The organism is Bacillus sp. LLTC93, from assembly GCF_002993125.1.
Taxonomy (GTDB): domain Bacteria; phylum Bacillota; class Bacilli; order Bacillales; family Bacillaceae; genus Bacillus; species Bacillus zhangzhouensis.
In genome coordinates this window covers 16,704-35,678 of sequence record NZ_PVME01000007.1, presented here as the reverse complement: position 1 = coordinate 35,678, position 18,975 = coordinate 16,704, and the positions used below count along the sequence as shown (strand labels likewise).

Here is an 18,975-nt window from a genome sequence, read left to right as displayed (position 1 = left end):
TTTTACCCTTTTCCACCACTTTCTATCATGACAAAAAAGGTTTTCAGCACAAAGCTGAAAACCTTTTTTCATTAACTAAAGATGACTTCTTTCGGTTGATGATTCAACTGCTCTGGATCAATACTGCGCTCCACATAAATGCTATGCCAGATCATAAAGATCAGGACTGTCCAAATCTTGCGGCTATGATCTGCTTTGCCAGCACAATGGTCATTTAGTAAATCCAGAACATATTCCTTGTTAATGTATTCATCAGTTTGACTGTTTTTAATGATATCTTTCGCCCAAGCGTTCATCTCATTTTTCAGCCAATGACGAATTGGAACAGGGAAACCTAACTTCTTGCGATTTAACACATGGTCTGGCACAATGCCTTCTGCTGCTTTACGCAATAAATATTTCGTTGTACCATCTTTTGTTTTCAGCTCTTCTGGAATTTTAGAAGCCGCTTCAAATACGACCTTATCAAGGAATGGCACACGAAGCTCAAGAGAATTCGCCATCGTCATCTTGTCTGCTTTAAGCAGGATGTCTCCGCGCATCCACGTATGAATATCAACATATTGCATTTTGTTAATATCACTGTAGCCTGCACTTTCCTCGAAGTATGTCTTCGTCACGTCACGATACGTGATGTTCGGATCATACTGCTTTAAGAGGTTTTTCTTCACTGGCTCTTCGAAGATTTTCGCATTGCCAATATAGCGTTCCTCCAACGGCGTACAGCCGCGAACGATAAAGCTTTTCCCTTTCATTCCTTCTGGCATTAAACGCGCCAGACGAAGAAGAAGCTTTTTCAGCATAGATGGAACAGATTCAAATGGTTTTAGAGAAAGAGGCTCGCGGTAAATATTATATCCACCGAACAGCTCGTCCGCTCCCTCACCAGAAAGAACCACTGTGACTTGTTTTTTCGCTTCTTTTGCCACGAAATACAATGGAATCGCCGCCGGATCAGCTAAAGGATCATCTAAATGCCAAACAATTTTCGGAAGTTCGTTCATATATTCCTCAGGGGAAATGACAGCACTGAAGTTTTGCAAGCCTAGCTTATCAGCTGTTTCCTTTGCCACATCCACTTCACTAAAACCGTCCTGCTGAAAGCCAACCGAGAATGTCTTCAGCTCAGGGTGTAATTCTTTTGCAACAGACACGATGAAAGAAGAATCGATACCGCCAGAAAGGAATGAACCAACAGGTACATCACTTCTCATGTGCACTTTCACAGAATCATAGATTGCATCGCGCACTTCTTCTATTAATTTTTGTTCTTGTGTTTGTTCAGGCTTGAATTGAACCTTCCAGTAAGTCTTAAATTCAATCTCCTTGCCTGGGCGCAGTGTAAACTGATGACCCGGCTCCACTTTATGCACCTTTTGATCAAGTGTATTTGGCTCAGGAACGAACTGGAAAGACATGTATTGCTGCAAAGAGGTTTCATCAAATAAAATGTTTTCATTCACAGCCATTAAGCTTTTGCGTTCAGAAGCAAAGTACACTTGATCATCCATTTGTGTAAAATAAAGCGGTTTGATGCCAAAAGGATCTCTTGCGCCATATAATAACTGCGCTTCTTTATCCCAAATTAAAAATGCAAACATTCCGCGAAGCTTAGAAGCAGCTTCTTCTTTATAGTGACGATATGTGGCAAGAAGTACTTCCGTATCAGAATCTGTGCTGAACGTATAGCCCTTTTTCACAAGCTCTTCCTTCAACTCCACATAGTTATAAATTTCTCCGTTGAAAACAATCCAATATTTTTCATCTTCATAAGAAAGCGGCTGCTTTCCATGTTCAACATCTATAATACTTAAACGTCTAAATCCAAATCCTACATGTTCATCATGGAAGTATCCCTCATCATCCGGACCACGATGAACGATGAGACGATTCATTTGTTTAATTAACTCTTCCTGCTCAGTAGTTTCGGACAATGGACGGTGATTAAATACACCAACAAACCCACACATATTATTGCCTCCACGTTATGTTATTTCTTAAAAGTAGACCTATAATTAGACAGTTATTTGTCCGATTTTGTTTCACATTTTTTTGCTTTTTGTAGAATTTTTTTTAATCAAAAGGAAAACCGCTTAAAATAAGCGGTTTTCTATGTTGTTATTGTCCTAATGCTTCTTTGCGAAGCGTGTCGGCTTTATCCGTTTTTTCCCACGGGAGATCTAAGTCGTGACGGCCAAAATGTCCGTATGCAGCTGTTTGTTTATAGATCGGACGACGCAAATCGAGCATTTTAATAATGCCAGCCGGACGTAGATCAAAGTTCGCACGAACCACTTCAATTAATTTTTCTTCAGAAGCTTTTCCTGTTCCGAATGTATCAATTGAAATCGATACAGGCTGTGCAACACCAATTGCATAAGCAAGTTGTACTTCACAAGAATCTGCAAGGCCAGCTGCTACGATGTTTTTCGCTACGTAACGAGCAGCATATGCCGCAGAACGGTCAACCTTTGTTGCGTCCTTACCAGAGAAAGCACCGCCGCCATGACGAGCGTAGCCGCCATACGTATCAACGATGATTTTACGTCCAGTTAAACCAGCATCCCCTTGAGGTCCACCGATCACGAAACGGCCTGTTGGGTTAATAAAGTATTTTGTCTCTTCATCAATCAGTTCACTTGGAACCACTGGGCGGATGACATGCTCTTTTAAGTCGCTTTGAATTTGTTCAAGCGTCACTTCTGGTGCATGCTGTGTAGAGATAACCACCGTGTCAATACGAACTGGTTTGTTTTGTTCATCATATTCAACTGTTACTTGTGTTTTTCCATCTGGGCGAAGGTATGCAAGTGTTTGATCCTTGCGTACTTCTGTTAAACGACGAGATAATTTATGCGCTAGTGAAATCGGCAGCGGCATCAGCTCTTCTGTTTCGTTGTTTGCAAAACCAAACATAAGCCCTTGGTCACCTGCACCAATCGCATCAATTTCTTCGTCAGTCATTGTTCCTTCACGTGCTTCAAGCGCTTTGTCTACACCTTGCGCAATATCAGCAGACTGTTCATCAATTGATGTTAGCACAGCACATGTTTCCGCATCAAAACCATATTTCGCACGTGTGTAGCCAATTTCCTTAATCGTGTCACGTACCGTTTTTGGAATATCGACATAAGTAGACGTTGTAATTTCACCGCTTACTAATACGAGACCGGTTGTTACAGAAGTTTCACAGGCGACACGTGCATTTGGATCTTTCTTTAAAATTTCATCTAAAATGCTGTCTGAAATTTGATCACAGATTTTATCCGGATGTCCTTCTGTCACTGATTCTGATGTAAATAAACGACGATTTTGACTCATAATGGCTATTTCCTCCTGTACAAGGCCACATCATCCCAAGATGAGGCCTCCAATATGATACGGAACTCGTTCCCTCTTATATGAAAACGTTTATATTAGAGATGTTATTGGCAATTTGTTCATATGATGTCCCAAAAATAAAAAAACCATTTCCTTCATTGCGAGGAAAGGGTCTGAGATCGCATGCCTTTCACTCTTATCGCTCAAGGTGTTCTTGTACCTTGCATCAGGTTAGCACCTTGGTTTCTCAGCATTTTCATGCCTTTTTCGTAAGAAACCGGTTGCTGGGCTTCATCGGGCCTGTCCCTCCACCAACTCGGGATAAGAGTATCCGTTCAATAAGATATCTTATCTTAAACCCTTGCGTCATGTCAATGCTTCATAGGAATTATCTCCCCGCTTTTTTCACCACATCATTAGCATCACCAAAAAGCATATTTTCATAGCAGAAATGAAAAAACACACACAAAAATATTTAAATAGTATAGACTATTATTATCAATGTGTTATACTAATCAAAACAAACAAATTCAACGGTAAAGGAAGGGTTTTTTTATGAACTCAGTGGATTTAAAAGAAGATTTGCAGTCATTGCTCTCATTAGAAAATACGCACCAAAATTTATCTGTTCCGAAACTTGTTGAAAAGATTTTGGCACGTAATGAAGGCGTTTTAACATCAACAGGAGCTGTCCGCGCCACAACTGGTGCTTACACTGGACGTTCGCCTAAAGATAAATTTATCGTCAAAGAAGAAAGCTCTGAGCATAAAATCGATTGGGGTCATGTAAACCAGCCGATCTCTAAAGATGCATTTGATCGTTTATATACAAAGGTTGTCTCATACTTAAAAGAACGTGATGAACTATTTGTCTTTGAAGGGTTTGCCGGCGCTGACGAAAGATACCGTATGCCGATTACAGTGATAAACGAATTTGCATGGCACAATCTCTTTGCAAAGCAGCTATTCATCAGACCTGATGGATCAACGCCATCATCAAACGAAAAACCTTTCACCATCTTATCTGCACCTCACTTTAAAGCAGATCCTGAAACAGATGGAACGAACTCTGAAACGTTCATTATCGTTTCTTTTGAAAAACGGACGATTCTTATCGGTGGAACAGAGTATGCAGGAGAGATGAAGAAATCGATTTTCTCTGTCATGAACTACCTGCTGCCTGAGCAAGATATTTTATCAATGCACTGCTCAGCAAACGTTGGTCAAGAGGGAGATGTCGCGTTATTCTTCGGCCTTTCAGGTACTGGGAAAACAACGCTTTCTGCAAGCGCAAGCCGTAAGCTGATCGGAGACGATGAACACGGGTGGTCTGGCACAGGTGTCTTCAATATCGAGGGCGGATGCTATGCGAAATGTGTGAACTTAAGTGAAGAAAAAGAACCACAAATCTACAAAGCCATCAGCTTCGGATCAGTGCTTGAAAATGTTGTGCTTGATGAGGAAACACGTGAAGCGGATTATGATGACACATTCTTTACTGAAAACACACGTGCTGCTTACCCAATCGAAATGATTGATAACATTGTGAAACCGAGTATTGCAGGTCATCCATCTGCCATTGTCTTCTTAACAGCTGATGCGTTTGGCGTTTTACCTCCAATCAGCCGTTTAACAAAAGAACAGGCAATGTACCATTTCTTGAGTGGTTACACAAGTAAATTAGCAGGAACTGAGCGTGGTGTGACGTCACCAGAAACAACATTCTCTACTTGCTTCGGTTCACCATTCTTGCCACTTCCAGCTCACGTCTATGCTGAAATGCTTGGCAAAAAAATTGATGAGCATGGCGCAAAAGTATTCCTTGTAAATACAGGCTGGACTGGCGGCGGCTATGGTACGGGCAAACGAATGAATCTTGCTCATACAAGAGCGATGGTGCAAGCAGCAATCGAAGGTGACCTTGACAATGCTGAAATGATCACTGACGACATCTTTGGATTACACATTCCACTTCATATCCCAGGTGTACCAGATGAAGTACTTCAACCTGCTAAAACGTGGGAAGACCAAAATGCTTACCAAGAAAAAGCACACTTCCTTGCCAATGAATTTAAAAAGAACTTCAAAAAATTTAGCCATGCGGCAAGTGACATTGAAGCAAAAGGCGGACCACTCGTATAAAAAGACGAAAGCTGAGGGAATATACCCCTCAGCTTTTTTTAGTTTGTTGAATGCAATGACACAAGGCGGTAAGTCACTTTCGTAACATTGTCTGTGAGTTCCAGCTTTTCGACATGTGCTGTCCCTGTTTTTTCTCCGTCTTTCGTTTTGCGCACCTCAAGCGGAATATTTAATGGATAAATGCGGTACCCTTCCTTCATGAGCTCAAACACATTTTCTTCAATTCTTGTCTCATTTCCTTTTGTAACAATCATTGTATTAAATTCAACAGGCATTCCCATAATGAAAATCCCCCTACTTTCTATATTCGTTATACCGTTTATTTTACCACATTTCCGCTTTTTCGGCTGTGCATCCATGTCGTCAGCCTTCTGACAATCTCTCGATTATGCTGAGGCGGGAAATAATGATTGTATCCGTGAAAATACCATGTTTCCACAGACTTCCCGTGTTTGCGAAGCGCTTCTTCTAATAAATACGCATGCTCAATGGATACATTCTGATCCTGCTCTCCATGGATGATTAAAACAGGCGCTTCCATTTGATCTACAACATTCAATGGCGTTCTGACCTCATAAGCCTCAGGTACCTTATGCGGCGGACCGCCAATCACGCGCTTCATCATTCTTCTCATGTCCACACGCTCTTCATAGGTGAGCTTCATATCACTTACGCCTCCCCATGTCACAAAGGAAGCGGCCTCCTGTTTCATTTCAACAGCAGTCCAAATACCCATAATACCGCCGCGTGAAAAACCAAAGATATGTATACGATCCTGCTTCACCTTTTTGTGATGCTTCAACAGCTGAAATGCAGCGAATGCATCTTTACGATCCTCTCCGGCAAAATCCTCGTTTCCTTCGCCTCCTTGATTCCCTCGGTAAAAGGGAGCAAAGACAACAAAGCCTTGTGCTGCAAATTGCACGATTCGGCCAGGTCTCACCATACCCACATTTTTAATGCCGCCTCGTAAATACAAAAAGCCGTCATAGAGACCTTCTCCGGCTGGTTCAGCGAGCAGCCCCTTTATCCGAAGTCCATCTGCCTCATAGGTCACTGTATATAAATGAATATGCGGATGGGGCGACGGGAATCTTCTTTTTTCCACAATCACTTGATTTCTCTCCTTTTCATCCGGTATTACGTCAATTGCTTGCTGATCGCTTCTGCAACAAGCTGGCCTGATTTTGTCACCATCGGGGTGCCGCCGCCTGGATGACTTGTCCCTCCAACAAACCAAAGCCCTTCAATGTCTTTTGACTGATTATTGATACGGAAGAACGCCTGCTTGAACGAGTTTGAAGACATGCCATAAATGGCTCCATGATATGCCCCCGTTTTCTGCTGCAAATCAAGCGGGGTTTGAACCGCTTCATATTCGACAAACTGATCAATATCAAAGAGACCCTTTTCCTTTAAACTGGTTTTGATATGCTGACGATACGTCTCCTTTAGCATGTCCCAATTTTGCTCTTTTGTCACATAAGGAGCATTGGCCAAGACAAAAAGGTTGCTTCTTCCCGGTCCTCCGCTTAAGGCTGGCTCTGAATGGCCCGAATAACATATGTAAAGCGTCGGATCCTGAGGCAATTGCTTTTTCTGAAAAATATCCTTGAATTCTTGTTCATAATGCTCAGGGAAAAATACAGTGTGATGGGACAGCTGTTCATAGACTTTGGGTACTCCTAATAAGAGAACAAAGCCAGATAACGATGGCTCAATGTTTGACAGCCTTTGATTTAAAAAGCTAGGGCGGTCTTTTTCATCAATCAAATGACGGTAGACAGTCAGTGCATCCGCCCCTGCAATCACTTGATCTGCCTCATACATCTGCTGAGCAGTCTCCACTCCTTGGATACGCCGATCTTTCACATGAATCTTGCTTACTTGTTCATTAAGGTGAATTTGAACGCCTAGTTCCTTTGCGAGTGTTTCAAATGCCTCGACTAAACGATAAGTGCCGCCCTTTATCCCATAAATACCTTTTTCCCCTTCTAAATAAGCCATCATATTAAAAATAGCGGGCGCTTCGTAGGGAGAAGAGCCAATGTATGTTGCATACCGACCAAACATCGCCAATGTATGAGGATGACGAAAATATTGACGCAGCAGGCGCTGAACGGATGTAAACGGTTTGACAGCAAGAAGTGCTTTCATCAGCTTTAGATCCACCTTATCCTTCCAGGTCAATAACAAGCGATTTAAAAACTGCTCCTCTGCCTTTTGAAAAAGCGTCTTCGATTCCTGTAAAAATGCACGGTATTGCTTCGCATCCTCAGGACTAAATGCTGCAATTTGTGATTCCATTTGCTCGATATCCGGCGTAAACTCAACCGTATGACCATCTGAGAAAACGTTTTTGGTAAGTGGAGAAATCGGATAAAATGTCACATAATCCTCCATCCGTCTGCTACAAGACGTAAACACTTCTTCAAAATACGCCTTCATTGTTAAGGTGCTTGGCCCGAGATCAAAAGAGTAACCTGCTCCTTGATGACGTTGTAACTTCCCACCTAAAGCAGCTTCTTTCTCAAGTATTGTGACCTGGACCCCGCGTGACTGTAAGCGAATCGCAGCTGATAATCCGCCTAGTCCGCCGCCAATGATGATCACTTTTTTCATTCGTACCTTCTCCCTTTCCATTCATACCCCTCTTTTTTCAGCCCAATTTTCATAGAAGCAAAGCCAATGGCGATGAGGCTCAAAATGCTCATCGGCAATAAAAAGGCCATAGCAGATGTTCTCCCATTCTCGATATCAATTGCCGCTTTGATTGACACACCCAGCCCGTAGCAAAGAATGGCTAAACATAGACTTAACACATCAAGCTGAATGAGTGCGATCATGAAACAAATGACGGGAACCAAATAAAGCATTGTGTATAAACAAAAGACACTGCTTAACAAAGCAATGCTTCGATTCACACCAGGGAACAAATTTTTTCGATAGCCTTCCCAAACTTCTTGTCTACTCTCGTACATTCTCATATAAACAAATGGATGAATACTTGCAAGTGTGAACGGAAAGCCCTTTTCTTTCACTCGTCTAGCCAAGGCCATATCATCAACTAGCGAATCCTTGATTGCTTCATGCCCGCCGATTTCGTGATAACAATTCTTTTCAATTGCAATAAAACCGCCATGCGCTGCGGCAAAAGCAGGGTTTTGGGATTTCCTTATCCATTTCACTGGCAGATGACAGCCAATCGTAAACATCATCATTGGGACTACAAGATGCTCAAAGGGTGTGCCTGTTTTTTGCTCTGGAAAGCCTGATAGCATTCCTGTTTTTTGCATGCATAACTGTTTGTACACCGCTTCAATGGCCCCTCTTTTCAACCTGACATCTGCATCTAAAAATAGCAGCCAATCAGAAGATGCCGCTTCAGCAAGCTGAGAACAAGCATACGATTTCCCAAGCCAGCCGCGCTTCAATGCTTGACCTGATTGCACACGAATCCACGGATAGGTCTCTGCGAAGCGCTCCACAATCTCTCTTGTCTGATCTGTCGAATGATCATCTAGTACAATCAGCTCTTTCGGATAAAGACGCTGATCAACAATCGACTGAAGACATGCTTCTATCCGATTTTCCTCATTTCTTGCTGGAATCAGGATCGATAACGAAATAGGTTCATCGGGAGAAACAGACGCTGGCTGTAGTACAGGAAACTGCTTCATATTCCATACAGTAAAAATAAATTGGCAGAGCAGCAGTACACTGATCACGGTTAAGAAGATCGCCATGTTTTCACCCACTTTTTAAAGGAATCAAACGCATCACTTGTTGACCGGCTTGTCCTTGTCACCTGTCTAAATTCTTCGTTTGTTGAAAAATCAGGATCAGCGATGACCTGCGCTTGATGAGAGTTTAACTGCTTTTCAAGCAGGTCTCCGAGCATGCGTGTTGCTTCCTTGCTTCGAAGTAAGCCGCCAGATACTAAGGCATCTTCTCCGAACACGACTGATACTGTTGGCTTTTGAAATTGATTAAATGTATATTGCAAGGTCACAGGCTTGATCACGACCTGCTCAAATTGCCTCACTAAAAAAGAAGCTCCGCCTTCCAGTTCAAGCGGCCGCATATCCTGATGCATGATTTTCCCCTGCGGAAAAAGCCATACTGCTGCACCAGACTGCATGCTCTCTTTTGCCGTCATTAGTGACTGTTTTACGCTTTTCAGCTTCTCTTTATGAACTGGAAACGCACCAAGCTTGCGGAAAAAAGCATATTGCTTTAACTGCTTCTCTTCCATCATCATGTAGTGATCGAGTTCAGACGCTTTTTCTGTTAAAAGAAAAATGATCAGTCCATCCCACCATGAGCTGTGATTCGCGAGATAAAGAACAGGCAGCTTTTCCTTTGGGTCCACCGTGCCTTTCATCATCACAAAGCGGAAATGTTTATGAAGTAAATACCGTTCAAGATAAAGAGAAAATATTCGTCTAAACGATCGGCTTTTGTCGCTTTCTTTCAAATCGAACCCTTCCTTCACACAAAATGACAATCATAAGTGCTAAATAAAAAATCACATCGAGCCCGCCCTTTAATGCCAAAAGACCAAAAAAGAACACCATGGCCTGATAAATACGACTCGTCCAGCGCAGTGCCTTTTGATCAATTGAGACAAGCGGGAAAAGAAATGAGAGTCCTGCTCCAATGATACCCCAGCTCACAAAATTCTCAAAAGGAATACCAAAAAAACCACCGCCGTCATACCACACCCAAAACTTCCGCTCAGCTGCTACTGGATCTAATATGAGGTCAAGCAGCACAATCCATATCCCCGTTTCAATAGCTCGTTTCCACTTTGACTGTTGACTTGATAAAAAAAGACTATTTAAAAATACGCCAACCCATGCAAAAGCTATCGTTAAAGGCACTCCTGCCACAAGAAAACCTAACGTCGGATAATAATCATAGGCCCCGAATGGAAACCCGGTTGTGATTCCTATCCATTCAACCGTAAACGTAAGAACGCCCACAACGGCTGCTCTTTTGATCATAATGCCCCATGAGCCATAAATATTTCGGCCAATCTCTATGACGCAGCAAGCGTACAGCACAAGAAAAATCCCATTTGCAAACTGAAGCCATGCCGGCACTTCAAAAAAGACCATTAATATGAGGCCTACCATATACCATCCAACAAATACCCAACTCACTCTATACACGAAACCGCCCCTTTATTTCTACCAAATTCAAGAAAGCATTCATGCTTCTAGTATAGAAAAAAAGACACGTTCTATAAATAAACAATGCGCTTCTTATTTCATCTAGGCACTCACCAAAAATCCCTTTTGTCATACTTTAATTAGTGATCTAGAACAAAGGAGGCGAATTACTCTTGAATCGTTCCATCAAAGTCAGACTGGCATTCATATTCGTTGTCCTGCTCTTTATTCCATTTGTCGCCTGTAAACAAGACCAAGAGCAGACCGTACAAGTAGCCGAGGTCACCCATTCGGTTTTTTATGCTCCGCTTTATGTCGCCTTATCAGAGGAATTCTTCAAAGAAGAAGGCTTAGAGGTTGAATTAAAAACCACTTGGGGCGGCGATAAAACGATGACAGCTCTTTTATCCGGCGGTGCCGATATCGCCCTGACCGGATCTGAATCTTCTATCTATGTGGAGGCACAAGACACAAAAGACTCTGTCATCAACTTTGCACAGCTGACACAAACAGACGGCACATTTCTTGTTTCAAGGGAGAAAGTAAACCAATTCTCTTGGGATCAATTGAAAGGAAAAGACTTTCTTGGACAGCGTAAAGGCGGCATGCCGCAAATGGTCGGTGAATATGTCCTGAAAAAGGAAGGCATTGATTTAAAAAAGGATCTTCGCATGATCCAAAATATTGATTTTGCCAACATTTCAGGTGCTTTCTCCTCTGGAACTGGCGATTTTGTGCAGTTATTTGAACCGACCGCTTCCTTAATTGAAAAAGAAGGAAAAGGGTACATTACCGCCTCCTTTGGAGAGGCTTCTGGCAAGGTGCCTTATACCACCTTCATGGCAAAGAAGAGTTACTTAGAGGAAAACAAAGAGACGGCTGAAGCCTTTACTCGTGCCATTTACAAAGCGCAGAAATGGGTAGAAGCCAAGCACCCAGAGGAGATTGCAAAAACGATCCAATCTCATTTTCCTGATACGGACCTTGATGTCTTATCAACTGCCATCAAACGCTACAAGCAGCAACACTCATATGCAACAGATCCCCTTCTGAATGAAGAGGAATGGAACAAGTTACAGGAAATCATGAAGGCGAGCGGTGAATTGCCGGAATTTATCCCGTACAAACAGCTTGTCGATTCATCCATTGCAAAGAAGGTCACAGATCACAAATAGAATAGGAGGTAGCACATGTCTTTCCTTCAAATTGACCATGTGACCCACACGTACTTCTCTTTAAAAGAAAAAACAACGGCCATTCAGCACATCAATATGGAGATTGACCAAGGTGAATTCATCTCATTTATTGGTCCCAGCGGCTGCGGGAAAACAACCCTGCTGTCCATCATCGCAGGAATTACACTGCCCTCTGAAGGTCGAATTTTAATCGAAGGAAAAGAACCGAATCAAAAGGAGCATCAAATTGGCTACATGCTCCAGCAAGATTATTTGTTCCCTTGGAAAACCATCAAGGAAAATGTCATTCTCGGGTTAAAAATTGCGAAACAAGATTCACATGAGGCCATTTCAGCTGCCCTTGGCTTACTGCCAAAGCTTGGACTTGATGATGTGGAGGAAAAATATCCGAAGGAGCTGTCAGGCGGAATGAGGCAGCGGGCAGCACTCGCCCGAACGCTTGCAGTTGATCCCAGCCTGCTTTTACTAGATGAGCCATTTTCAGCTCTAGACTACCAAACCAAACTGACATTAGAAGATCTCGTCTTTCACACCTTAAAAAACTATCAAAAAACAGCGGTCCTTGTGACGCATGACATCGGTGAAGCCATTGCGATGAGTGATCGTATTTTCTTATTCTCAAAGCATCCCGGCTCTATCCAGCGGATCTTTACCGTTCCTGATGAACTGAGGACTCTCTCTCCTTTTGAAGCAAGACAGACACCGAGTTTCCAAGAGCTCTTTCAAACGATATGGAAGGAGCTGAAAACAGTTGAAACACAGTGACCTTTTACATGAAGCCTATCGAAAAAAAGTTCGAATAGAAAAACGCATCACACGTGTCTATCAGCTCATCATTTTCGCCAGCTTCTTTTCTCTTTGGGAGCTTGCCAGTCACTTTAGACTCATAGATCCGTTGATTTTTAGTTCACCATCTGCGGTCTGCCAATTGTTTGTGCAAAAAATATCAGATGGTTCTTTAATGAATCATATGAGTATTACGTTGTTTGAGACGATGCTCGGATTTCTACTTGGTACCTTTTGCGGCATTTTGCTCGCCGCCGCCTTATGGTGGTCCTCCCGTCTCGCGAACGTTCTTGATCCATATTTAGTCATTTTAAATGCCATGCCGAAAGTCGCACTCGCCCCGATTTTAATTGTTGCACTTGGACCTGGCATGATCAGCATTGTTGCCATGGGCGCGATCATTAGTGTGATCATTACAACGATTGTCATTTACACAGCCTTTCAAGAGGTTGATGAGAACTATTTAAAAGTAATGAAAACCTTTGGTGCGAAAAAAAGAGTTGTCTTTCGTGAGGTCATTTTGCCAGCGAGTATTCCAACGATGATCTCTGCCATTAAGGTCAATGTTGGTCTTTCTTGGGTTGGAGTCATTGTAGGGGAATTCCTAGTTTCCTCAAAAGGGCTCGGCTACATGATCATTTATGGCTTTCAAGTCTTCAACTTCACACTCGTGTTTTTAAGTCTTTTCATTATCGCCGTGTTTGCTACAATCATGTATCAGCTCGTTGAGTGGCTTGAACGTCGTTTTCTTCAAAAATAAAAAAAGCACAGGGACTGTCTCCCTGCGCTTTTTTTAACGAATCAAACCGTTCTTTTCTAAATAAGCAAGACTCTTTCTTAAGACATCATCTTTCATAATAAAACTGAAATTTTTATTTTTTGAGATGGATCTTGGTAAGTCTGCGAAAAGAACGGGTCCTTTCGTTTCAAAATACGTGTCTTGCTTAACAAGCCTTTCAATATCGGCGAAATAAATATTCTTCACAATGACCTTTTCTCTGCCAAGCACCTGATATTGACCAATATACGTTAATTCACGAACAACAGCACCCGTCTCTTCTTGAATCTCCCGTATAGCGGCTTGGTCCGCTTCTTCATTTGGCTCTACTTTCCCTCCTGGAAACTCATAGCCCCGATCCTCATGTTCAGTGAGCAGCCATTTCCCCTGGTAGCGGCAGATGGCCCAAACATGCTTAGGATGACTTGAAAAAGGCTTTTTTTCAAAAGAGAGCTTGACCGTATTATGATAATAGTCTTTAAATACATGCATGTGAAATCCCTCATATCCTGTCCTTGCTTCTTGTAAAACATCATACCACAGATCACATTTCTCTGAAGAATTTTTATCAAAAGTGAAACAAACGAGTGGTTCCATCTCGTCTGTATTTAAAATGAGGTATTCTCGCTAAAACCTTTTTATCATCTCCATTTCGGTCCATTTTTAATCATGAAACCTTTTGCCCCTTATGACGTAAATTAATCAGTGTTTGTCCTATAACACGAGGAGGAAAACAGCATGAGCATAACAAATGGGTCAAAACAAGAAAAGAATCAACCGATTCCGCTTAACAAAAACAAAAAAGAAGACGCACCTCATGAGGCGATCAAGAAACACCTCATGAAAGGGCAAAAGCTAGACTTGACGAAAGACAATCCAAATATCGACCAAATTCATATCGGACTCAGCTGGGATTTGTCTGGACAGCCGATTGATTTAGATACGCAAGTTTTTCTCTTAAATGAGGAGGACAAGCTGTTGTCTCCAAAACATCTGATCTATTATCACCAGCAGCAAAGCTTAGACGGAGCTGTTCGTCATCTTGGTGATCATCAGTTTGGCGGAGGGTATCGAGACAATGAGATGATCATTATGCAATTAAGCAGAGTCTCTCCTGATATTCATAAAATTGTCGTAACAGCGACGATACATGATGCACACGAGCGCTCACATCATTTTGGACAAGTCACCAATGCCTACCTGCGCCTTTCTGATCAAATCACACAACAAGAGATTTGTACCTTTCAGTTAACAGAGGATTATTCGTATTGCACATCCATCATTTGTGCTGAACTAACGAGAGATCAGCATGAATGGAAAATCACCGCCACCGGACAAGGTACCACCCTGGATTTAAACGATTTATGCCGCATCTATGGATTCACATCTTGATGGAGGAAAGGAGCCGGCACTAATGGGATTTCATTTTAACACGATAGAAGAACTCACCTTACAAGCAGAGGGTAGTGGGATCTTTTTTGCTAAAAAAGGCGCCATGATTGCAGACCAAGGGACATTTCAATACCGCAAGAGATTACTTGGAACGAATAAAGGAAATATGGTCAGCCAAGTATTTAACCATATCAGCAGGAAATTGACAGGTGAAAACCTTGAGATGATGGAGGTGAGTGGTCCAGGTACTTGCTATTTAGCTGATTCAAGCGAGCACGTGACAGTGATTAATCTAGAGCCGAGCGGCCCTTGGCAGCATGTGAGCGTAGAAAGCGAAGATTTACTCGCCTTTACTGAGGAATGCCACTACGGTGTGACACCAGTAGGCGTTGGTATTTTATCACAGAAAGGACTGTTTACCTCAAAGCTCTCCTATCAAGGTCACGGGGCGCAGGTTGCCATTAAAACGAACGGAAACCCGCTTATTTTAAAAGCACCCTGCCGTGTAGATCCTGACGCTATTGTCGCTTGGACGGGCAAAGCACCGAAAGTCAAATTAGATGTGAACTGGAAAACCTTCATTGGACAAACTTCTGGCGAATCCTATTTATTTGAATTCCAAGAACAAGACCAAATTGTCATTATCCAGCCATTTGAACGCACATCCGGCATGCGGGTCGGTTTGGATGATAACCGCTACAAGCCTCAGAGCCAAGGCTCCTCTCACGAATTAACAAATTCACATCAATCACAGCAGGAAAACAGAGGCGGGATCAGTGATCTGATCGGAGGCATCTTAAATCCGCGAAAATAAAAGCATGTAGAAAATCTCTACATGCCTTTTCAATTCATTAACCCATTTGTCTCAATAAAGTTTTTTGTCTCTTCATTACCCAGCTCATAAATCATCGCATAAATCTCTTTTCTTTTTCTATCCATTTCGTCATTTGGACTATCATAATGATATTCAAGGAATGGAACATGTGCCCGAAAGAAGCCTTTCCAATCTGTCATATACTGCTCGTCAAAATAGTCTCTCAGCTGCAAAATTTGATCATCGTCTGCTTCTATTTGAAATTGCCAAGCAGCCGCATCTCTGTGCTGTGATATCGACCCATCTTGCACGGATACATAGTACGTGTGTCTCGCCATCTGATTCATCCTTTTTTCTTTAGTATGACCAGATATGGACAAATTACGGCTTTTTGCGCAATTTATTTTTAATCATGTCTAACACATCAATAAATAACTGTGGAATGGGAATTCCGAGGGCTTTGGCTGTCGAGACGATTTGGTAGGATTCATAAATGATATAAAAGATAAGCGCTAAATCCTTGATCGTCCCGTTTGTTTTCAGCATACCATCGAAGAAATGTGCCATGGATATTAAGGAGATCGTCACAACCTTTCGAACTAGCCGAGTAAAAAACCGCTTCATTGTGAGCTGTCCAGTCACAGATTCTCTAAGGCTTGAACAAATCAATTCAATGGCCATCAGTGTCACTAATGTCATCAGTAAATATCCTGCTCCACCAAACAGAAAGCCCATTGCCGACAAACTAACTGTAAACAACGAAAAGATGCCTAAATCTTTGCTCACTTGGCATCAACATCCTTTCATAGTGGAACTCTTTACGTAAATAGTATATGCCAGAACTTATCAATAGCTTGGACGACAAAAAAGAAAGGCGGGGTCATTTTGCTCGAAAACACTGATGAAACCGAAAAAAAAAAGCCGCCTGCAAAAGGCGACTTTCTTCGTTAAACCCTGACATCAATAAATGTAGCATCTGAACCTTTAGGCTGAACAGCTTGGGGCTGCTGCTGAACTTGATCCAGCATCACCATGGCTTGTGCTGTGTTGGTGGCAAGCTGTGAATTCAACAAACTAATATTGAGTGTTTTTTGAATACTTGCCACTTGCTGACTCATCATTCCTGCAATTGAGGACATCTTCTCCCCTCCCTTCTCTTTTCTCTTCGGCTCAAAGCCCTATGATTTGAATGGGCTGTCTGTCACAAATCCATCAAAAAAGAATGCCGATCTAATGATCGGCATTCCTTACACATTCGTATTATCCTAAAAATGCTTTTAGCATCCAGTTGTGTTTTTCAATGGATTGATGAATGGCTAGTAACATATCACCTGTTGTTTCATCACCAACCTCTGCAGCCAGTTCCATTCCTTGCTTTAATTCCTCTGCGATATTGGAGAAATCATCAAATAGATTTTTCACCATTTGCTCAGCTGATTCTTTGCCTTCAGCTTCATGAATGCTAGAGATTTCTAAGCACTCTTTCATTGTCGCAACAGGCTTTCCATTTAATGCAAGCATACGCTCAGCCAAATCATCAATGTATGTGGCTGTTTCTGTATATAATTCCTCAAATTTCTCGTGAAGTGTAAAGAAGTCTTTTCCCTTTACATACCAGTGATAGTTATGTAATTTTACGTAAAGCACAGTCCAATCAGCTACTTGTTTATTGACGACGTCTAATAATTTTTCTGACATGTTAATTCCTCCTTATGTAGTTGCGTTTAGTATGAGAATACCCTTTTTTTATTATACTGAAACCTGCCATCAATTTCTTCTATTTTGACTGCATGAAATATATGTTAATATGGAAATAAGGAGGGAGTTAGATGCTGTTACTTGGGATTATCAGCTTTATCATTATCTCAATCGTTGTCTTTTTATCATTGTGGACGACAGCGAAGGCTTATGAATATAAGCATAAAGTCGATTCACCAAAGGATGCTGAACCAAACCATCGTCCTAATCCAAAATAAAACCGCTTTCAATGATGTGAGGTTTCTTCTTCTTCAGTAGATGAACTTTCTTTTTTCACCTCACCTACGTGGATGTTTGTCTTCGGCATATTATGCTGCTGTTTAGCTGTCACATGGACTTGTATGATATAAAGGCCATCTTTTTTGAAGGCTGTATGCAATTCATATACACCTTTATTCTCTTTCTTTGGCTGAATCATCTTGCTGTTATCCTTGTCACCATCTTTCCACACTTCAAATTGAACATCATCTGCATCATCAACAGGCGTATCACCATATGTGACAGCTGCTTTTACTATAACGCTTTCATTTTTCTCCACTTGATCCGGCCCTGTAAGCTTAACTTCTAATAGCTCAGGCACTTCTCCTTTGTCGTTGCTCGCTGCGGAGTTTCCACATGCACTAAGTAACGCGAGCATCAGAAGGATTCCCATCATTTTTCGCATTCTAGTTTCCCCCTTCTTTTACTGACTGACATGTCCATTTTAACAAATATCCCCTGTTTTTACATCTGATGAGCGATTTCATATAAAAAACCGGACATATGATATGCCCGGTTCATCATCCCATTAACCAAATACTTTTAAAAGCTCTTCTTGATCCTGTGAAAGCCAGAAACGCATTAAACGTTTTGCGCCTTCAAGATCATGAAGCTTCGCTTGACCGCATTGCTCTTCATTTGCAGCAGGAATTTCTGTTACCTCAACTGCATCCTTGAATGTTGTATCAAGCAGTTCAACGATCTCTTTTGGTGTCGGTGCACCACTGACGACTAAATAGTAGCCTGTTTGGCAGCCCATTGGAGAAATATCAATGATATCAAAATGATCATATTTCTCTGAGTGTGTTCTAATATTAAACGCAAGTAAATGCTCTAATGTATGAATCGTATCAGGTTTCATCGCCTGCTTGTTTGGCTGACAGAAACGAATATCAAATTTATTTACTTCACCATCTGATCCCACTTTATGAACGCCGCAATGACGAACGTAAGGCGCTTTTACAGCATTATGGTCAAGTTCAAAGCTTTCAACTGAAGGCATTAATCACCACTCCTATAATTGCGATTTCCTATATTATAACATATTTCTCCGACCAGTTTAGTTTATAAAACTTCCCTTCCTTGTCCTTTTTTCTTATACTGTGAAAGACAGACAAGGAGGAACCTCGATGAAACCAATTTTTATCGGCATCATTCGCTTTTATCAAAAATGTATTTCCCCTCTTACACCGCCTAGCTGCCGGTTTTATCCAACCTGCTCAAACTATGGACTAGAGGCGATCAAAACGCATGGCGCTTTAAAAGGTGGCTGGCTCACAATCAAACGGATTTTAAAATGTCACCCGCTGCACCCCGGCGGCATCGACCCAGTTCCGCCTAAAAAGGAAAAATAAA

23 protein-coding genes and 1 riboswitch are annotated in these 18,975 nt (G+C 41.9%); of the genes, 8 read left to right on the top strand and 15 right to left on the bottom strand.

The window, feature by feature from the left end:
- Positions 1-71 precede the first annotated feature (71 nt).
- Together asnB and metK are read right to left on the bottom strand one after the other, a co-directional pair.
- A complete protein-coding gene (gene asnB / locus C6W18_RS16910; protein ID WP_034322575.1) occupies positions 72-1,970 on the bottom strand; it encodes an asparagine synthase (glutamine-hydrolyzing) in 1,899 nt (632 codons plus the stop codon).
- Positions 1,971-2,118: 148 nt separating this feature from the next.
- Entirely contained in the window at positions 2,119-3,321 is a 1,203-nt protein-coding gene (gene metK, locus C6W18_RS16905) for a methionine adenosyltransferase (RefSeq protein WP_034322577.1), read from the bottom strand.
- Between the two features lie 193 nt (positions 3,322-3,514).
- Positions 3,515-3,649, bottom strand: a riboswitch (SAM riboswitch).
- Between the two features lie 227 nt (positions 3,650-3,876).
- Here metK and pckA point away from each other — a divergent pair.
- On the top strand, positions 3,877-5,463 hold the full coding sequence (gene pckA / locus C6W18_RS16900) for a phosphoenolpyruvate carboxykinase (ATP) (RefSeq protein WP_034322578.1): 1,587 nt from the start codon (positions 3,877-3,879) through the stop codon (positions 5,461-5,463).
- A 38-nt stretch (positions 5,464-5,501) separates the two neighbouring features.
- Here pckA and C6W18_RS16895 read toward each other — a convergent pair whose 3' ends face one another.
- From C6W18_RS16895 to C6W18_RS16870, 6 genes are read right to left on the bottom strand one after another with little or no spacing between them, the layout of a single operon-like run.
- A complete protein-coding gene (locus C6W18_RS16895) occupies positions 5,502-5,744 on the bottom strand; it encodes a DUF2584 domain-containing protein (RefSeq protein WP_034322580.1) in 243 nt (80 codons plus the stop codon).
- Positions 5,745-5,782: 38 nt separating this feature from the next.
- Positions 5,783-6,577, bottom strand: a complete 795-nt coding sequence (locus C6W18_RS16890; RefSeq protein WP_034322583.1) for an alpha/beta hydrolase family protein — start codon at positions 6,575-6,577, stop codon at positions 5,783-5,785.
- 26 nt (positions 6,578-6,603) lie between these two features.
- Complete coding sequence (locus C6W18_RS16885) at positions 6,604-8,085, bottom strand: phytoene desaturase family protein (protein WP_105928323.1); 1,482 nt, start codon at positions 8,083-8,085, stop codon at positions 6,604-6,606.
- Complete coding sequence (locus C6W18_RS16880) at positions 8,082-9,209, bottom strand: glycosyltransferase family 2 protein (protein WP_105928322.1); 1,128 nt, start codon at positions 9,207-9,209, stop codon at positions 8,082-8,084. The genes C6W18_RS16885 and C6W18_RS16880 overlap by 4 nt, the downstream gene beginning before the upstream one ends.
- Positions 9,194-9,940 carry a lysophospholipid acyltransferase family protein gene (locus C6W18_RS16875; protein WP_105928321.1) on the bottom strand — a complete coding sequence of 249 codons (747 nt, stop codon included), beginning with the start codon at positions 9,938-9,940 and terminating at the stop codon, positions 9,194-9,196. Before C6W18_RS16875 ends, C6W18_RS16880 begins: the two co-directional genes overlap by 16 nt.
- On the bottom strand, positions 9,909-10,637 hold the full coding sequence (locus C6W18_RS16870; RefSeq protein WP_105928320.1) for a carotenoid biosynthesis protein: 729 nt from the start codon (positions 10,635-10,637) through the stop codon (positions 9,909-9,911). The genes C6W18_RS16875 and C6W18_RS16870 overlap by 32 nt, the downstream gene beginning before the upstream one ends.
- 173 nt (positions 10,638-10,810) lie before the next feature.
- Between C6W18_RS16870 and C6W18_RS16865 the strand changes: the two genes are divergently transcribed.
- Genes C6W18_RS16865 through C6W18_RS16855 form a run of 3 tightly spaced genes read left to right on the top strand, consistent with a single transcriptional unit; the run spans position 10,811 to position 13,379 of the window.
- Entirely contained in the window at positions 10,811-11,812 is a 1,002-nt protein-coding gene (locus tag C6W18_RS16865) for an ABC transporter substrate-binding protein (RefSeq protein ID WP_034322595.1), read from the top strand.
- 15 nt (positions 11,813-11,827) lie between these two features.
- Complete coding sequence (locus tag C6W18_RS16860; RefSeq protein WP_105928319.1) at positions 11,828-12,598, top strand: ABC transporter ATP-binding protein; 771 nt, start codon at positions 11,828-11,830, stop codon at positions 12,596-12,598.
- A complete protein-coding gene (locus C6W18_RS16855) occupies positions 12,585-13,379 on the top strand; it encodes an ABC transporter permease (protein WP_105928318.1) in 795 nt (264 codons plus the stop codon). Before C6W18_RS16860 ends, C6W18_RS16855 begins: the two co-directional genes overlap by 14 nt.
- A gap of 33 nt (positions 13,380-13,412) precedes the next feature.
- Here the strand turns inward: C6W18_RS16855 and ytkD are convergent, their stop codons facing one another.
- Positions 13,413-13,889: an RNA deprotection pyrophosphohydrolase gene (gene ytkD, locus C6W18_RS16850; protein ID WP_034322603.1), complete on the bottom strand. Its 477-nt coding sequence runs from the start codon at positions 13,887-13,889 to the stop codon at positions 13,413-13,415.
- A gap of 246 nt (positions 13,890-14,135) precedes the next feature.
- On the opposite strand from ytkD, the gene C6W18_RS16845 reads away from it, so the two are divergent.
- Both C6W18_RS16845 and C6W18_RS16840 read left to right on the top strand, forming a co-directional pair.
- A complete protein-coding gene (locus C6W18_RS16845) occupies positions 14,136-14,789 on the top strand; it encodes a TerD family protein (RefSeq protein ID WP_105928317.1) in 654 nt (217 codons plus the stop codon).
- 22 nt (positions 14,790-14,811) lie between these two features.
- Positions 14,812-15,603 carry an AIM24 family protein gene (locus C6W18_RS16840; protein ID WP_105928316.1) on the top strand — a complete coding sequence of 264 codons (792 nt, stop codon included), beginning with the start codon at positions 14,812-14,814 and terminating at the stop codon, positions 15,601-15,603.
- Positions 15,604-15,632: 29 nt separating this feature from the next.
- On the opposite strand, the gene C6W18_RS16835 is transcribed toward C6W18_RS16840, so the two are convergent.
- From C6W18_RS16835 to C6W18_RS16820, 4 genes are all read right to left on the bottom strand, one after another.
- The gene (locus tag C6W18_RS16835; protein ID WP_034322611.1) at positions 15,633-15,941 is read right to left on the bottom strand and encodes a hypothetical protein; all 309 of its coding nucleotides are present in this window, start codon (positions 15,939-15,941) and stop codon (positions 15,633-15,635) included.
- A 43-nt stretch (positions 15,942-15,984) separates the two neighbouring features.
- Positions 15,985-16,389, bottom strand: coding sequence for a phage holin family protein (locus C6W18_RS16830; RefSeq protein WP_105928315.1), 405 nt, complete (start codon positions 16,387-16,389; stop codon positions 15,985-15,987).
- Between the two features lie 161 nt (positions 16,390-16,550).
- A complete protein-coding gene (locus C6W18_RS16825; protein WP_105928314.1) occupies positions 16,551-16,742 on the bottom strand; it encodes a hypothetical protein in 192 nt (63 codons plus the stop codon).
- A 121-nt stretch (positions 16,743-16,863) separates the two neighbouring features.
- Complete coding sequence (locus tag C6W18_RS16820; protein WP_034322617.1) at positions 16,864-17,301, bottom strand: Dps family protein; 438 nt, start codon at positions 17,299-17,301, stop codon at positions 16,864-16,866.
- 131 nt (positions 17,302-17,432) lie between these two features.
- On the opposite strand from C6W18_RS16820, the gene ytzI reads away from it, so the two are divergent.
- Positions 17,433-17,579 carry a YtzI protein gene (ytzI, locus tag C6W18_RS16815; RefSeq protein ID WP_034322620.1) on the top strand — a complete coding sequence of 49 codons (147 nt, stop codon included), beginning with the start codon at positions 17,433-17,435 and terminating at the stop codon, positions 17,577-17,579.
- Positions 17,580-17,587: 8 nt separating this feature from the next.
- Here ytzI and C6W18_RS16810 read toward each other — a convergent pair whose 3' ends face one another.
- A complete protein-coding gene (locus tag C6W18_RS16810; protein ID WP_105928313.1) occupies positions 17,588-18,025 on the bottom strand; it encodes a FixH family protein in 438 nt (145 codons plus the stop codon).
- Between the two features lie 123 nt (positions 18,026-18,148).
- Positions 18,149-18,622, bottom strand: a complete 474-nt coding sequence (locus C6W18_RS16805) for an S-ribosylhomocysteine lyase (protein WP_105928312.1) — start codon at positions 18,620-18,622, stop codon at positions 18,149-18,151.
- Positions 18,623-18,749: 127 nt separating this feature from the next.
- Here C6W18_RS16805 and yidD point away from each other — a divergent pair, with 127 nt between their 5' ends.
- Positions 18,750-18,974 carry a membrane protein insertion efficiency factor YidD gene (yidD, locus tag C6W18_RS16800; RefSeq protein ID WP_034322626.1) on the top strand — a complete coding sequence of 75 codons (225 nt, stop codon included), beginning with the start codon at positions 18,750-18,752 and terminating at the stop codon, positions 18,972-18,974.
- Position 18,975 lies beyond the last annotated feature (1 nt).

What these genes read in the sequence shown, in the direction of transcription:
- C6W18_RS16880 (WP_105928322.1), bottom strand. Translation starts at nt 9,209, where the DNA reads ATGGCGATCTTCTTAACCGTGATCAGTGTACTGCTGCTCTGCCAATTT.
- C6W18_RS16840 (WP_105928316.1), top strand. Translation starts at nt 14,812, where the DNA reads ATGGGATTTCATTTTAACACGATAGAAGAACTCACCTTACAAGCAGAG.
- C6W18_RS16845 (WP_105928317.1), top strand. Translation starts at nt 14,136, where the DNA reads ATGAGCATAACAAATGGGTCAAAACAAGAAAAGAATCAACCGATTCCG.
- C6W18_RS16885 (WP_105928323.1), bottom strand. Translation starts at nt 8,085, where the DNA reads ATGAAAAAAGTGATCATCATTGGCGGCGGACTAGGCGGATTATCAGCT.
- metK (WP_034322577.1), bottom strand. Translation starts at nt 3,321, where the DNA reads ATGAGTCAAAATCGTCGTTTATTTACATCAGAATCAGTGACAGAAGGA.
- yidD (WP_034322626.1), top strand. Translation starts at nt 18,750, where the DNA reads ATGAAACCAATTTTTATCGGCATCATTCGCTTTTATCAAAAATGTATT.
- ytzI (WP_034322620.1), top strand. Translation starts at nt 17,433, where the DNA reads ATGCTGTTACTTGGGATTATCAGCTTTATCATTATCTCAATCGTTGTC.
- C6W18_RS16895 (WP_034322580.1), bottom strand. Translation starts at nt 5,744, where the DNA reads ATGGGAATGCCTGTTGAATTTAATACAATGATTGTTACAAAAGGAAAT.
- C6W18_RS16860 (WP_105928319.1), top strand. Translation starts at nt 11,828, where the DNA reads ATGTCTTTCCTTCAAATTGACCATGTGACCCACACGTACTTCTCTTTA.
- ytkD (WP_034322603.1), bottom strand. Translation starts at nt 13,889, where the DNA reads ATGCATGTATTTAAAGACTATTATCATAATACGGTCAAGCTCTCTTTT.
- C6W18_RS16805 (WP_105928312.1), bottom strand. Translation starts at nt 18,622, where the DNA reads ATGCCTTCAGTTGAAAGCTTTGAACTTGACCATAATGCTGTAAAAGCG.
- C6W18_RS16810 (WP_105928313.1), bottom strand. Translation starts at nt 18,025, where the DNA reads ATGCGAAAAATGATGGGAATCCTTCTGATGCTCGCGTTACTTAGTGCA.
- asnB (WP_034322575.1), bottom strand. Translation starts at nt 1,970, where the DNA reads ATGTGTGGGTTTGTTGGTGTATTTAATCACCGTCCATTGTCCGAAACT.
- C6W18_RS16820 (WP_034322617.1), bottom strand. Translation starts at nt 17,301, where the DNA reads ATGTCAGAAAAATTATTAGACGTCGTCAATAAACAAGTAGCTGATTGG.
- C6W18_RS16825 (WP_105928314.1), bottom strand. Translation starts at nt 16,742, where the DNA reads ATGTCCTCAATTGCAGGAATGATGAGTCAGCAAGTGGCAAGTATTCAA.
- C6W18_RS16835 (WP_034322611.1), bottom strand. Translation starts at nt 15,941, where the DNA reads ATGGCGAGACACACGTACTATGTATCCGTGCAAGATGGGTCGATATCA.
- pckA (WP_034322578.1), top strand. Translation starts at nt 3,877, where the DNA reads ATGAACTCAGTGGATTTAAAAGAAGATTTGCAGTCATTGCTCTCATTA.